This window comes from Amycolatopsis australiensis, from assembly GCF_900119165.1.
In the GTDB taxonomy this organism is placed as follows: domain Bacteria; phylum Actinomycetota; class Actinomycetes; order Mycobacteriales; family Pseudonocardiaceae; genus Amycolatopsis; species Amycolatopsis australiensis.
The window spans coordinates 5,354,234-5,368,093 of record NZ_FPJG01000006.1 but is presented as its reverse complement, the minus strand read 5'-3'; the positions used below and the strand labels follow the sequence as shown (position 1 = coordinate 5,368,093).

Below are 13,860 nucleotides of genomic sequence, written 5' to 3'. Positions count from 1 at the left end.
GGGTCCGGCCACCGCAATTCCGCGACGGCCGGACCCGCGTGCCCGGCGCTACTTGCCGACGGGCGGGGAGACCTCGTAGTTGCCGCCGTCGCCCTTCACCGTGATCGGCACCTGCTGCGGCTTGCCGGCGATGGTCGCGGTGCACTCGAACTTCGCGCCGTCCTCGACCTTCTGGTCGGCCGGGCAGGTCACGCCGGTGACGCCCTCGATCTTGTAGGTGTCGGTGAGCAGCTTCTGCACGTCGGCCTGCATCTGGGTGTTGTTGAACACCTGCGTCTTGAAGAACCCGGGCGTGACGAAGCCGAGGATGCCGACGACCGCGACCACCACGACCAGCGCGATGATGCCGATCAGCAGGCCCTTCTTCGACTTCGCCGGCTTCTCCCCCTCCGGGGAAGACTGGCCGGGGAACTGCTGCTGGCCGTAGTCGTACTGGCCCGGCGGCTGCTGGCCGTACTGGGGCTGCGCCTGCGGGCCGCTCTGCGGGTAGCCGCCGCCGGGCTGCTGGCCGTACTGGGGCTGCGCCTGCGGGCCGCTCTGCGGGTAGCCACCCCCGGGCTGCTGGCCGTAGGGCGGCGGCTGCTGACCCCACTGCGGCTGCTGCGGCGGCGTGTACCCGCCCGGCTGCTGACCCCACTGCTGGGGCTGCTGCGGCTGACCCCACTGCTGCTGGCTGGGGTCGTACGCAGGCGGCTGCTGGCCCCACTGGGGTTGTTCCTGCGGGCCGCTCGGCGGGTACGCGCCGCCCGGCTGCTGCCCGTACTGGGGCTGCTGTGGGTCGTTGCCGCCATACGGCGTGCTCATCGTCTGCCTCCGCCTGCTTCGCTCATGTCGCTGTCCACCCCGAAAGCGCCGTCAAGCCGCGTACGCACGGTGTCGCACGAAATCCAACCACAGGTCGGAGCCGAGCACACGTGTCCACGCTCACCGCTTCCGCCGCGGCCGAGCAGGGCTAACACGGAGTTCACGCGGCTCCGGCGGCCACGACTCCCCGGCGCAGCGCCTTCACCGCGTCGGCGGCCGCCGCGCCCACCGGGTCGGCCTTGCCGAGCACGTCGCGGATCTGGTCCAGCAGGTCGATGACCTGCCGCGACCAGCGCACGAAGTCACCGGCCGACAGTTCCTGCCCGTTGGCCTCGGCCGCGGTGAGCACCTTCTCCAGCGACTCGCCGCGTGCCCAGCGGTAGACCGGCCACGCGAAACCGGCGTCGGGCTCGCGGGTGCGGTCGAGCCGGTGCCGCCGCTCGTCCTCGGTGAGGTCGACCCACAGCTTCACCGTCTCCTGCCACGCCTCCGGCACGGCGCCACCCGGCAGCCGCGGCTCGCCCGCGGTGTCCCGGCGGGCTTCGAACACCAGCGTGGAGACGACGGCGGCCAGCTCGGCCGGACCGAGCTTGCGCCACACGCCGTGCCGGATGCATTCCGCGGCCAGCAGGTCGGACTCGCTGTAGAGGCGGGTCAGGCGCCGGCCGTGCTCGGTGACGCGGTCCCCGCCGTCTCCAGCCGACTCCGGCCCCAGATAGCCGCGCTCGCCCAGCAGTGCCAGGATCCGATCGAACGCGCGCGCCAGCGAGTGGGTCGTCGCGGCGACCTTCCGCTCCAGCTGCTGGGTCTCCGCCGCCAGCCGCTGGTACCGCTCCACCCAGCGCAGGTTCGCCTCACGCTCGGCCAGCCCGTGACACGGGTGCGCGCGCAGCGCCCGCCGCAACGCCGAAAGCTCGCCGTCCTCGTTCGCCCCCGAACGCCGCTTCTGCCTGCCGGGCAGCGAAATCCCGGCGTTGCGCAGCGTCGAGGCGATGTCCCGGCGCGTCTTCGGCGAACGCAGCTCGACGTGCTTGGGCAGCTTGATCCGCCCCAGCGCCTCCACCGGCGCCGGGAAGTCGGCCACCGACAACGGCCCGGACCACCGGTCCTCGGTCACCACGACCGGCCGCGGCTCGCGGATCGGGTCCAGCCCGGGGTCGACGACGACGGCCAGCCCGGCACGACGGCCAGCCGGCACCGCGATGACGTCCCCCTTGCGCAGCTTCTCCAGCGACTCGGCGGTGCCGGCCCGGCGCGCGGCCGTGTTCTGCCGCGACAACGCCTTTTCCCGCGCCGAGATCTTCGCGCGCAGCTCCACGTAGTCCAGCATCTCGTCGAAGTCGCCGGTCACCGCGGACGCGTAGCCCTTCAGCGCTTCCTTGTTCCGCTCGATCCGCCGGGCCGTGCCGACCACCGACCGGTCGGCCTGGAACTGCGCGAACGACTGTTCCAGCAGCTCACGCGCCTCGGCGGCACCGACCTGGGCGACCAGGTTGACGGCCATGTTGTAGCCGGGCCGGAACGACGAGCGCAGCGGGTAGGTCCGCGTCGAGGCGAGCCCGGCCACCTGCTTCGGGTCGATCCCCGGCTGCCACACGACGACCGCGTGCCCCTCGACGTCGATCCCGCGCCGCCCGGCCCGGCCGGTGAGCTGCGTGTACTCCCCGGGCGTCAGGTCGACGTGCGCCTCGCCGTTGTACTTGACCAGCCGCTCGAGCACGACCGTGCGGGCCGGCATGTTGATGCCCAGCGCGAGCGTCTCGGTCGCGAACACGACCTTCACCAGGCCACGGACGAACAGCTCCTCGACGGTCTCTTTGAACGCCGGCAGCAGCCCGGCGTGATGGCCCGCGATCCCGCGTTCCAGCGCCTCGCGCCACTCCCAGTAGCCGAGCACGCCGAGATCGCCCTCGGGCAGGTCGGCCGTGCGCTCGTCGATGATCCGGCGGATCTCCTCGACCTCGCCCGGCCCGTTGAGCCGCAGCCCCGACCGGACGCACTGGCCGACGGCGGCGTCACAGCCGGCGCGGGAGAAGATGAACACGATCGCGGGCAGCAGCCCGGCCCGGTCCAGCTGCTCGACGACGTCCACCCGCGACGGCGGCCGGTACCGCGGCATCCGCGACGGCGCGCCCCGGCGCCCGCGCGGCCGCTGGAACCCGGCGGGCGCGTGCAGCCTGCCGACCTCTTCGGTGCGGCGCAGCAGCGTCGGGTTGATCTTCAGCTCCGCGCCCGGCGCGTGGGTGTCCTCGCCGGCGAACAGGTCCAGCAGCCGGCTCCCGACGAGCATGTGCTGCCACAGGGGCACCGGCCGGTGCTCGTCGACGACGACGGTGGTGTCCCCGCGCACCTCGACCAGCCACTCGCCGAACTCCTCGGCGTTGCTCACGGTGGCCGACAGCCCGACCACGCGCACGTATTCCGGGAGGTGCAGGATCACCTCTTCCCACACCGCGCCGCGGAACCGGTCGGCGAGGTAGTGGACCTCGTCCATGACCACGTAGCCGAGGTCGGTGATGGTCGAAGAGCCCGCGTAGAGCATGTTGCGCAGCACCTCGGTCGTCATCACGACCACCTGGGCGTTGCCGTTGATCGAGGTGTCGCCGGTCAGCAGGCCGACGGCGTCGGTGCCGTACCGGGCGACGAGATCGGCGTACTTCTGGTTCGACAACGCCTTGATCGGCGTGGTGTAGAAGCACTTGCGGCCCTCGGCCAGCGCCAGGTGCACGGCGAACTCGCCGACGACGGTCTTGCCCGCGCCGGTCGGCGCGCAGACGAGCACGCCGTGACCGCCCTCGAGGGCCTCGCACCCGCGGATCTGGAACTCGTCGAACTCGAAGGACGCCTCCGCGGCGAAGCGGGTCAGCTGGGGGTACTTCCCGCGACGCGCGGAGGCCGCATAGGCCTCGGCCGGGGAGGGAGAAGGGCTACTGGCCACGTCGTCAGGGTTTCACATCCGTCCGGCGGTCCGCACGTCGCGTGACCGATGGTCGCCGTATAGGTCGTTATACGGTAGTCGAGGGAACCGCGGCGCCAGGCCGGCCGCATCGATGGCCGGCACCCTCACCTGCGAGACCCACCCGACGGTGGCCGTGGCCCCGGTGCGCCTGGATCATGCCTTCGGCTGGAGGCGCCGGAAGGCCGGGAACCGGGTGGGTGCGGGGTGCGTCGGAGCGGGCATGACGGAACCGTGTCCGAGCTGCGGGCTGCTGGACCGGGTGCAGCACGTGCCCGCGGTGTACTCGGGTGGGCACTCGTACTACCGCGGGCGTGGCCCGGTGGTCGCGGTGCCCGCCGGGGACAGTGTCGTCGTCACGAGGAGTCAGGTGCACGGGGTTTCGGTCACCGCGGTCGCCCGTGCGCTCGATCCGTTCCCGCCTCCGCGCCGTGGCGGTGGCCTGCTCGCGGCGGCGGTCGTGCTGGCGTTGGTGGGGAGCTGTTTCCTGCTGCTGCCGTTCTGGGCGTCCGAGGATCCGCCGCCGGGTGGTGCCGGCGCGGCCGCGCTGGGGTTCGCGGTCCTCTCGCTGCCGTCGGCGTGCGTGTACGTGGCGGTCGGTGTGCTGACGTGGCTGTACGTGCGGCGGCTGCGGGCGGCTCGGCGGCAGCGGCGCGGGGTGCCGGCCGCGAAGCAGGTGTGGGAGCAGGGCTGGTTCTGCCACCGCTGTGGCGGCGTGTACTTCGCCGACTCGGGACGGCTGCTGACGCCTGCGCACTTCCGCCAGCTCGTGGCGCGCGCGGGCGGGTACGACCGTTAGGCCAGCACAGTCAGCGCGCCGGGGACGCAGCTGACGGTCACCGGGACGCTGCCCTGCGGCTCGCCGTCGGCGTAGGCGGGCCAGCTGTTGCCGGTGAGGCTGACCGAGCGGGCGCGCAGGGTGCGGACCGCCGGGTGGGTGAGGTGCCTTCCGGTGCGCAGGCCCGGCAGCATCCGGATCAGGCCGCGGCGGGTGGCGTGGCCGATGATCGTGACGTCGAAGACGCCGTCCTCGGGGTCGGCGGTCGGGCAGATCGGTACTCCCCCGCCGTAGAAGCGGGTGTTGCCCACCGCCACCAGGGTCGCGTCGAGCTCGTGGCGTTCGGTGCCGGTGTCGACGACCACCGGGCGGGAGCGGAACGCGGCCAGCTCGGCCAGGATCGCGAGGTCGTAGCGGCGTGGCCCGGACGGCCAGCGCATCCGGTTGGCGCGTTCGTTGACACTCGCGTCGAAGCCGGCGCACAGCACTGTCGCGAACCACGTGTCGCCGACGCGGCCGAGGTCGATGCGGCGCCGGGCACCCGAGCGCAGGGCGGCGACCAGCGCGTCGACCGCCGCCAGCGGCTCGCCGGGGACGCCGAGGGCGCGGGCGAAGTCGTTTCCGGTGCCGGCCGGGACGAGCCCGAGGGCGACGTCGCGGTTCGCGCAGAACTGGACGCCCTGGTGGGCGGCGCCGTCACCGCCCAGGACGACCAGGACGTCGAGGCCCGCGTCGTGGGAGGTCCGCATCAGCTCGCGGGACTCCTCGACCGTGTTGGCCACCAGGACGTCGAGGCGGTCGACGGCGGCGCGCAGGCGGCCGGCGACGGTGTCCGCGATCCGGGCGGCGGCGCCGTGCCCGGACGCCGGGTGCACGGCGAGCGCGGCGTGGAGCCCCACTACGTGATGTCGTCGGTGCTCGACCGGCCGCCGGACGCGGTCGGCGTGGACGGCTCGTCGTCGATCGTGCTCGGCGTGTAGTTGAACGGCGCCGCTTCGTCGTCGGCGAGCTGGTCCCAGCCCTCGTCTTCGCGTTCGCGGTCCTTCCTGCGGTCGTGGAGCCTGGCGAGCTGCACGGCGACCTCGAACAGCACCGTCAGCGCGCCGGCCAGGCCGAGCATGGAGAACGGGTCGGAACCGGGGGTGGCGAAGGCGGCGAACACGAACAGCGCGAACACGATGCCGCGGCGCCACTTCTTCAGCTGCCGGTACTTGACCACGCCGACGCGGTTGAGCATCACCACCAGCAGCGGCAGCTCGAAGCTGATCCCGAAGATGATCAGCAGCGACAGCATGAACGAGATGTACTTGTCCGCGGTGAGCGCGGTGATGAACTCGCCCTGGCCGAAGCCCATGAGCAGCTGCAGCGCGTGCGGGAACAGGATGTAGGCGAGCACGGCGCCCGCGGCGAACAGCACCGACGCGAACCCGACGAACGTCAGCGCGTACTTGCGTTCCTTCGAGTACAGGCCGGGGGCGATGAAGGCCCAGATCTGGTACAGCCACACGGGTGAGAACAGCACCGCGCCGGCGGCGAGCCCGACCTTCAACTGGATCATGAACGCTTCGAACGGCACGGTCTGCAGCAGCTGGCAGCCCTGGGCGCCGTTGAGCCGCCGGTTCGCCGGGATGGCGCAGTAGGGGTCCTTGATGATCTCGCCGAGCGACGGGATCGAGCCCACCTTGGTGCTGAACCAGAAGAACCCGAGGATGCCGCCGACGACGACCGCGAGCAGCGCGAAGCCCAGGCGGCGGCGGAACTCGTAGATGTGCTCGATGAGCGTCATCGTGCCGTCGGGGTTGGCGCGACGGCTGCGCTTGCGCCGCTTCGACCGGCGGCTGTCACCGTTTCCGGAGGCGGGTTCCGCCACGGGATGTTCCGTTCTCGTCGGAGTCCGCCGGAGCGCGCCGGCTCAAGGCGCGCTCCGAGGACCAGGGACCGGGTGGAGCGCCTGCCGCGTCAGCTGGCGTTCTTCTGCGGCTGGTCGGCGGCGGCCTGCTGCTTCTTCAGCTCGTCGAGCTGCCGCTGGAGGTCGGCGACCTGCTGGTCGGTCGCGGCGGCCGGGGCGGGCGTCGCCGGGATCTGCTTCGTCTCGGCGGGCTCGGCGTCCTCGTGCGAGGCGCTCTTGTCGCCCGCGAGGTCCTTGGTCTCGGCCTTGAAGATCTTCATGGACTTGCCGATCGACCGCGCCGCATCGGGAAGCCGCTTGGCCCCGAACAGCAGCACGACGAGCAGCACCAAGATGATCAAATGCCATCCCTGCAATCCGTTGGCGAACAAGATGGCCTCCTATCTGCGTCTGGTAGGGATGTTACTGGTTTTCCGGCTTCCGGCGGCGCTCCGCGAAGGCGACGCGCAGCGCGGCCGACCGCGCGCGGAGCATCCCGGCCCGGTCCTGGGTGTTCGTAGCCACCATGCTTGCGGTCCGCCGGAAGCCACGCAAGACCTTGCCGGTCCGGGCCAGCAGGACCAGCAGCAGCAGGACACCGAGCGCGGCGAGCACGATCGCGGGCAGGTACGGCACGCGGCCCAGCCTAGTGGTCGCAGGTTGACGGAAGGTGACGGGCTCGGGCAACCGCGCCGGCGGCCCGGCGAGCAACGTCGGACGCCAGGTCCGCCGGGCTCTCGACCAGTGCTTCCCCGCCCAGGCCCAGCACGAGCCGCACCATCCAGGACTGGTCGGCGTAGCGCATCCGGATCCGCAGCCGGCCGCCGTCGAGCTCGTCGAGCTCCTCGCACGGGTAGTACTCGGCTACCCAGCGTGCGTCCGGGTCGAGGACCAGGACCGCCTCCCGCTGGTCGGGACGCTCGCGGAAGACGCCGTCGGAGATGTCGGTCGGGTGGGCGTGCGCGGGCGGGCGCGACGGCTCGCCGAGGATCTCCAGCTCGTCGATCCGGTCGAGCCGGAACAGCCGCACGCCTTCGGCACGGCGGCACCACGCCTCGAGATAGCCGACCGCCTGGACGATCAGCAGCCGCATCGGATCGACCGTGCGCTCGGTGATCTGGTCCTTGGACGCGGTGTAGTAGCGGATCCGCAGGGCGCGCCCGTCCCGCAGGGCGCGGGCGACCTCCTCGCGGGTCCGCGCGGTCTTCTTGCCCTCGCGCACGCCGCCGCCGACGACCACCCCGGCGGGCTGGGCCTGCCCGGCGGCGGCCTCGATCTTGGCGATGGCGCGGCGCACGGCGTCGGCGTCGACGACGCCCGGTGTCTCGGCCAGCGCCCGCAGCGCGACCAGCAGCGCGGTGGCCTCCCCGCCGGTGAGCCGCAGGGGCCGGTTCATGCCGGCGTCGTGCGTCACGACGATCGTGTCGCCCTCGAAGGACAGGTCGATCAGGTCGCCGGGCCCGTAGCCGGGCAGCCCGCACATCCACAGCAGCTCGAGGTCCTTGCGCAGCTGCTTCGGCGTGACGTCGAAGTCCTGCGCCGCCTCGTCGATGCGGATGCCCGGGCGCGCGAGCAGGTAGGGCACGAGCGCGAGCAGTCTCGGCATCCGGTCGGTGGACGCGCTCACCGGCCGCTCCCCTGCCGGGCCACGACGGCTTCGAGCCGGTCCTGGACGGTCTTGGCCAGCACGTCGGGCTCCAGCACGACGACGTCGGGGCCCTGTGCGGCGATCCAGTCGGCGGCCGACTCCGGGAAGTACAGCCCGACCTCGACGACGTCGCCCTCTTCGCCGTCGAGGGTGCGGCGCCCGACGACCGTGCCCCGGCGGCGGACCCCGGCGGCGCGGCCGTCGGCGACCCAGAGCTGGGCGGTGGTCACCGGCGACGGCTCGGACTCCCCCGTCACCGACACGAGCTTGAGCAGGTTTACACCCTCGGGGCGCTGCACGGCGCCGGGCTTGCCGACGGGCCGGACCTGGCCGATGACGCGGGAGAGCCGGAAGCAGCGGGTGGCGCCGCGGTCGCGGTCGTGCCCGACGACGTACCAGCGGGCCCGCCACGAGACCACGCCCCACGGCTCCAGCGTGCGCATCATCCGCTCCGGCGAGCCGCTGCGGCGATACTCGAAGCGCACGGCCTGGCCGTTCTGCACCGCGGCCAGCAGCGGCCCGAACGCCGGTTCGGCGCGCACGCGCGGCTCCACGACGGTGGGTGCCTGGTCGTCGACCTCCAGTCCGGCGGCGCGCAGCTTGACGAGCGCGCCCTGCGCCTGCCCGGTCAGCTCCGGCGAGTCCCACAGCCGGGACGCCAGCGCGACGGCGGCGGCTTCGTCGGGGGCGAGGTCGATCTCGCCGAGCTCGTAGTCGCGGCGGGCGATGCGGTAGCCCTCGATCGCGTCGAAGGCGGAGTTGCGGCCGGTTTCGAGGGGGATGCCCAGCTCGCGCAGCTCGGTCTTGTCGCGTTCGAACATGCGGAAGTAGGCGTCGTCGCTGGCCGCGTCGCCGTAGCCGGGCACGATGCCGCGGATCCGCTCGGCAGTGAGGTACTGCCGGGTGGACAGGAGGGCCAGCACCAGATTGACCAGCCGTTCGGCGCGTGCGGTGGACACCCGGTAGAGCCTAGCTCGCGCCGTCCGGCCCGATCGTGAGGTCCGGCGTGCGCGCGTCGTAGTCGGCCCGCGCGGCGCGGACGGCGTCGAAGTTGGCCTCGGCCCACTCCTTGAAGCCCGCCATCAGTGCGCGCAGGCTTTCGCCCAGCGGCGTAAGGGAATAGTCGACGCGGACGGGCACCGACGCGGTCACCTCCCGGCGCACCAGGCCGTCGCGTTCGAGCACCCGCAGGGTCTGGGTGAGCATCTTCTGGCTGACCCCGGCGATGCGCCGCGAAAGGTCGCTGTAGCGCTGCGGGCCGTCACCGAGCGCGACGAGGATCAGGCTGACCCACTTGCCGGCGATCTCGTCGAGCAGCTTCCGTGTCGGGCACGCGGCCAGGTAGGCGTCGTAGGCGGCCTTCTCGGCTTTGCGCCGCTGTTCCGCCGTGCGCGTGGGCACCGGGCGAACCTCCTCGTGCGATGGGCACCTTCAGGTGCGTACTTCCCGTCGGAGAGTAGCTCCCCATACGTTCGTTCCGGAAGGTTTCCGATCAACCGGGAGTGTTCGATGCGTGCGATGGTGGTCCGCCGGTTCGGTGATCCGGAGGTGCTGGAGTCCGTCGAGGTGCCGGTCCCCGAGCCCGGCCCGGGACAGGTGCGGATCCGCGTGGCGGCGGCCGCGGTCAACCCGGTCGACGTCGCCACCCGGGCCGGCGTGCTGACCGAGGCCGGGGTGGTGCCGCCACGGGAGGTGCTGGGCCTGGGCTGGGACGTGGCCGGCACGGTCGAGGCGGGCGAGGGCTTCCGCGTGGGCGAGGAGGTGATCGGCCTGCGCGACCGGATCGGCACCCCGCTGGGCGCGTACGCGGAGCAGATCGTGCTGGACGCCTCGGCGGTCGCGGTGGCGCCCGCGGGCGTCTCCCCCGTGGCCGCGGCGACCCTGCCGCTCAACGCGCTGACCGCGGCCCAGGCGCTGGATCTGGTCGGGACCGACGGGACGGTCCTGGTGACGGGGGCGGCGGGCGCGGTGGGCGGGTACGCCGTCGCGCTGGCCCGCCTGCGTGGGCTGCGGGTGGTGGCGGTGGCTTCGGCCGCCGACGAGGCAGCGGTGCGGGGATTCGGCGCGGATGAGTTCGTCCCGCGCGGCCCGGACCTGGGTGATCGCGTGCGGGCACTGGTGCCGGGTGGAGTGGACGCGGCGCTCGACACGGCGCTGCTCGGCCTGGACGCGCTCGACGCGGTACGGGGTGGCGGCGAGTTCGTGGCTTTCGCCGCCGGGGCCGCACCGATCCCGCTGCGCGGAATCCGGGTCCGGAGCGTGTGGATCCGCGCCGACGGGGAGAAGCTGGCCGAGCTGGCGAAACTGGCGGAGAAGGGAGTGCTGCCGCTGCGCGTGGCCGGGGTGTTGCCCCTGGCGGAGGCGGCGGCCGCCCACGAACGCCTGGCCGCGGGCGGCCTGCGCGGCCGGCTGGTGCTGACCCCGTAGGAGCCGAGCGCCCCAAGGCGGCCTTCGGTGCGTCGGACGCACCGAAGGCCGCCTTGGGTGCGTCACACGCAACCAAGGCCGCCTTGGGGCGCTGGTGAGCCGGGCGATCGCTCTAGCCTGGGGCCATGGATGATCGCGTTCTTCTCGTCACCGGCGCCTCCCGCGGTCTCGGGGCCGCCACCGCACGGCTGGCCGCCGCCTCCGGGTTCAAGGTCGCCCTCGTCGCCCGCAAGGCCGAATCCGCCCAGCACCTCGTCGACGAGCTGGGCGCCGACCGGGCCCTCGCCCTCGGCGCGGACGTCGGCGACTGGCCCGGCATCTCGGGCGCCGTCGACGCGGCCGTCGAGCGGTTCGGGCGGCTCGACGCCGCCTTCGCCAACGCCGGGGTCGGGGTCGGGACCTCGTTCTTCGGCACCGACGACCCCGACCCGCGGCAGTGGGACGAGATGGTCCGCACCAACGTCCTCGGCGCGGCCTACACCGCCCGCGCCACCCTGCCCGCCCTCAAGGAGACCGCCGGGCACCTGCTGATCACCGGCTCGGTCGCCGGCCGCTACATCCGCAACGCCAGCCTCTACTCCGTCACCAAGTGGGCCGTCACCGGCATGGCCGGCGCCATCCGCGAGGAGGCCGTCGGCACCGGCGTGCGCGTCACCCTCATCAACCCCGGCATGACCGACACCGACATCCTCAGCGACGAGCAGCGCAAGAAGCCCAACCTGCAACCCGACGACATCGCCCGCGCCGTGCTCTACGCGCTCTCGCAGCCGCCGTCGGTCGACGTCAACGAGATCATGATCCGCCCCACCGGCCAGGTCCTCTAGCGAAGGCGGGCCACGCGGCCCTGGACGCCGCTCGCCCAGCACGCGCCCGCGGGCGTGCAGTCCACGGTGTCGAAGCTGCCGGTGTCGAACGGTGTCCAGTGCCGTCCGCCGTCGGGGCTGTAGTCGCTGCCGCCGGGGCCGACCGCCAGCACACCGCCGCCGCGCCAGGCCAGCCCGGACCGGTACCCGGCCGGGTACTGCTCCGGCGTGGCCCAGGTCCGGCCGCGGTCGCGGCTCAACGCCACGGCCGGGCCGGGCGCGGCCGGGTTCGCGTAGTCGCCACCGATCGCGAGACCGTACGCCGGGGACCGGAACGCCACGGCGAACACGCCGGCCGACGGGCTGCTCGGCAACGGCGTGTCCGACGCCGTCCAGTGGCGGCCGCCGTCGCCGGAGTGCAGGACGCGGGCCGTGGCGCCGCCGCCGGTGGCCAGCCACGCGTCGAACGGCCCGGACGTCGTCACGCACTGGCCGCTCGCCGCGAACCCGGCCTCACCCGGCAACGCGGGCGGGAAGCCGCTGCCGGGAACCGGCTGCCAGCTGCGGCCGCCGTCGAAGGTCGCCTGCACGCGGAACCGCCCGTCCACCGGGTCGCTCACCGCCAGGCCCCGCCACGGGTCGAAGAAGGCCAGGCAGTCGTAGAACGCCGCCGCGTCGGTGTTCTGGAACGTCAGGCGCCAGTGCGCGCCGCCGTCGTCGGTCCGGTAGACGCGCGAGTCCGTGCCTGAGCCGATCGAGAGCACCACCGCGCGCTCGGCGTCGAAGGCTTCGATGTCCCGGAACTGGAGGTTCCCGGTCCCGGGCGGCCCGACGGCGGCCCAGGTAGCACCGCCGTCGGTGGTGCGCAGGACCGTGCCCTGGGTGCCGCTCACCCACGCGACGTGGGAGCTGACCGCCGACAGGCCCCGGAACTGCGCCGTGACGCCGGTCGGCTTCAGTTCCCACCTGGGCGGGTGCTCCCCCGCCGACGCGGGGACCGCCACCGAGACGAGCAGGGCGCACACGAGCAGAACCACACGCATGCGCCGATCCTGCCGCACCCGCCCGGCGACTTTCGTCGGGAACGCCGGGCGGGCGGGCCGGTCACAGCGAGCTGATCAGGCGCTCCACGCGCTCGTCGACCGAGCGGAACGGGTCCTTGCACAGGACCGTGCGCTGGGCCTGGTCGTTCAGCTTCAGGTGCACCCAGTCGACCGTGAAGTCACGGCCCGCGGCCTGGGCGGCGGCGATGAAGTCGCCGCGCAGCTTCGCGCGGGTCGTCTGGGGCGGGGTGTCCTTGGCCGCCTCGATCTCGCCGTCGTCGGTGACCCGGCGGACCAGGCCCTTGCGCTGGAGCAGGTCGAAGATGCCCCGGCCACGGCGGATGTCGTGGTAGGCCAGGTCCAGCTGCGCGATGCGCGGGCTGGACAGGTCCAGGTCGTGCTTGTGCCGGTAGCGCTCGACCAGCCGGTGCTTGATCGCCCAGTCGATCTCGGTGTCGATCTTGCCGAAGTCCTGCTGCTCGACCGCGTCCAGCGCCCGGCCCCACAGCTCGACGACGCGCTCGTTGGCCGCCGTCGACCCGTTGTCCTTGAGGTGCTGGACGGCGCGGGCGTGGTACTCGCGCTGGATGTCCAGCGCCGAGGCCTCGCGGCCGCCGGCCAGCCGCACCTGGCGGCGGCCGGTGAGGTCGTGGCTGATCTCGCGGATCGCCCGGATCGGGTTGTCCAGGGTGAAGTCGCGGAACTGGACGCCGGCCTCGATCATCTCGAGCACCAGGTTCGCCGAGCCGACCTTGAGCATCGTCGTCGGCTCGGCCATGTTCGAGTCGCCGACGATGACGTGCAGCCGCCGGTAGCGCTCGGCGTCGGCGTGCGGCTCGTCGCGGGTGTTGATGATGGGCCGCGACCGGGTGGTCGCGCTCGAGACGCCCTCCCAGATGTGCTCCGCACGCTGGGAGAGGCAGTAGACCGCGCCGCGCGGGGTCTGCAGCACCTTGCCGGCGCCGCAGATGAGCTGCCGGGTCACCAGGAACGGCAGCAGCACGTCCGCGATCCGGGAGAACTCACCCGCACGGGTCACCAGGTAGTTCTCGTGACAGCCGTAGGAGTTGCCCGCTGAGTCGGTGTTGTTCTTGAAGAGGAAGATGTCGCCGCCGATGCCCTCGTCGGCGAGCCGCCGTTCGGCGTCGACCAGCAGGTCCTCGAGGATCCGCTCCCCGGCCTTGTCGTGCGTGACCAGCTGGACCAGGTCGTCGCACTCGGCCGTCGCGTACTCGGGGTGCGAGCCGACGTCGAGGTAGAGCCGGGAGCCGTTCGACAGGAACACGTTGGAGGAGCGTCCCCACGAGACGACTCGCCGGAACAGGTAGCGCGCCACCTCGTCGGGCGAGAGCCTGCGCTGTCCGTGGAAGGTGCACGTGACCCCGAACTCGGTCTCGATGCCAAAGATCCGCCGCTGCATCTCACCAGAGTAGGCGCTGCACCCCCGTCGACGGTGCGCCGTTCGGGCGTCGACACGCCCCCAGTAGGCCACAGACGGTGAAAAGTCCCCGAA

Annotated in this window: 14 protein-coding genes; 3 read left to right on the top strand and 11 right to left on the bottom strand. The window is 72.8% G+C overall.

Translation table 11 applies throughout. The features are described 5' to 3' along the window. Nucleotides 1-48: 48 nt before the first annotated feature. Nucleotides 49-804 carry a DUF4333 domain-containing protein gene (locus BT341_RS26460; RefSeq protein ID WP_072478849.1) on the bottom strand — a complete coding sequence of 252 codons (756 nt, stop codon included), beginning with the start codon at nt 802-804 and terminating at the stop codon, nt 49-51. Nucleotides 805-964: 160 nt separating this feature from the next. Next, on the bottom strand, nt 965-3,742 hold the full coding sequence (locus tag BT341_RS26455) for a DEAD/DEAH box helicase (RefSeq protein ID WP_072478848.1): 2,778 nt from the start codon (nt 3,740-3,742) through the stop codon (nt 965-967). 241 nt (nt 3,743-3,983) lie between these two features. On the opposite strand from BT341_RS26455, the gene BT341_RS26450 reads away from it, so the two are divergent. Continuing rightward, on the top strand, nt 3,984-4,559 hold the full coding sequence (locus BT341_RS26450) for a hypothetical protein (RefSeq protein WP_072482188.1): 576 nt from the start codon (nt 3,984-3,986) through the stop codon (nt 4,557-4,559). Here the strand turns inward: BT341_RS26450 and BT341_RS26445 are convergent. From BT341_RS26445 to BT341_RS26415, 7 genes are all read right to left on the bottom strand, one after another. After that, complete coding sequence (locus BT341_RS26445) at nt 4,556-5,437, bottom strand: diacylglycerol/lipid kinase family protein (RefSeq protein WP_072478847.1); 882 nt, start codon at nt 5,435-5,437, stop codon at nt 4,556-4,558. The two genes, BT341_RS26450 and BT341_RS26445, sit on opposite strands and share 4 nt — an antisense overlap. Beyond that, nucleotides 5,437-6,408 carry a twin-arginine translocase subunit TatC gene (tatC, locus tag BT341_RS26440; protein ID WP_072478846.1) on the bottom strand — a complete coding sequence of 324 codons (972 nt, stop codon included), beginning with the start codon at nt 6,406-6,408 and terminating at the stop codon, nt 5,437-5,439. Before tatC ends, BT341_RS26445 begins: the two co-directional genes overlap by 1 nt. A gap of 89 nt (nt 6,409-6,497) precedes the next feature. Further along, nucleotides 6,498-6,788, bottom strand: coding sequence for a Sec-independent protein translocase subunit TatA (gene tatA / locus BT341_RS26435; RefSeq protein WP_245805108.1), 291 nt, complete (start codon nt 6,786-6,788; stop codon nt 6,498-6,500). A 61-nt stretch (nt 6,789-6,849) separates the two neighbouring features. Next, the gene (locus BT341_RS26430; RefSeq protein ID WP_072478844.1) at nt 6,850-7,062 is read right to left on the bottom strand and encodes a bacteriophage holin; all 213 of its coding nucleotides are present in this window, start codon (nt 7,060-7,062) and stop codon (nt 6,850-6,852) included. A 10-nt stretch (nt 7,063-7,072) separates the two neighbouring features. Further along, nucleotides 7,073-8,053 (bottom strand): helix-turn-helix transcriptional regulator, encoded by a 981-nt coding sequence (locus BT341_RS26425; protein ID WP_072478843.1) that lies wholly within the window; start codon nt 8,051-8,053, stop codon nt 7,073-7,075. After that, nucleotides 8,050-9,033, bottom strand: a complete 984-nt coding sequence (locus BT341_RS26420; RefSeq protein ID WP_072478842.1) for a helix-turn-helix transcriptional regulator — start codon at nt 9,031-9,033, stop codon at nt 8,050-8,052. The genes BT341_RS26425 and BT341_RS26420 overlap by 4 nt, the downstream gene beginning before the upstream one ends. 10 nt (nt 9,034-9,043) lie before the next feature. Then, nucleotides 9,044-9,475: a winged helix-turn-helix transcriptional regulator gene (locus BT341_RS26415; RefSeq protein WP_072478841.1), complete on the bottom strand. Its 432-nt coding sequence runs from the start codon at nt 9,473-9,475 to the stop codon at nt 9,044-9,046. 108 nt (nt 9,476-9,583) lie between these two features. Between BT341_RS26415 and BT341_RS26410 the strand changes: the two genes are divergently transcribed. Next, a complete protein-coding gene (locus BT341_RS26410; protein WP_072478840.1) occupies nt 9,584-10,501 on the top strand; it encodes an NADP-dependent oxidoreductase in 918 nt (305 codons plus the stop codon). A 125-nt stretch (nt 10,502-10,626) separates the two neighbouring features. Then, nucleotides 10,627-11,325 (top strand): SDR family oxidoreductase, encoded by a 699-nt coding sequence (locus BT341_RS26405; RefSeq protein ID WP_072478839.1) that lies wholly within the window; start codon nt 10,627-10,629, stop codon nt 11,323-11,325. Here the strand turns inward: BT341_RS26405 and BT341_RS26400 are convergent. Beyond that, complete coding sequence (locus tag BT341_RS26400) at nt 11,322-12,347, bottom strand: WD40/YVTN/BNR-like repeat-containing protein (RefSeq protein ID WP_072478838.1); 1,026 nt, start codon at nt 12,345-12,347, stop codon at nt 11,322-11,324. The two genes, BT341_RS26405 and BT341_RS26400, sit on opposite strands and share 4 nt — an antisense overlap. Before the next feature lie 61 nt (nt 12,348-12,408). Then, on the bottom strand, nt 12,409-13,767 hold the full coding sequence (pafA, locus tag BT341_RS26395; protein ID WP_072478837.1) for a Pup--protein ligase: 1,359 nt from the start codon (nt 13,765-13,767) through the stop codon (nt 12,409-12,411). Nucleotides 13,768-13,860 lie beyond the last annotated feature (93 nt).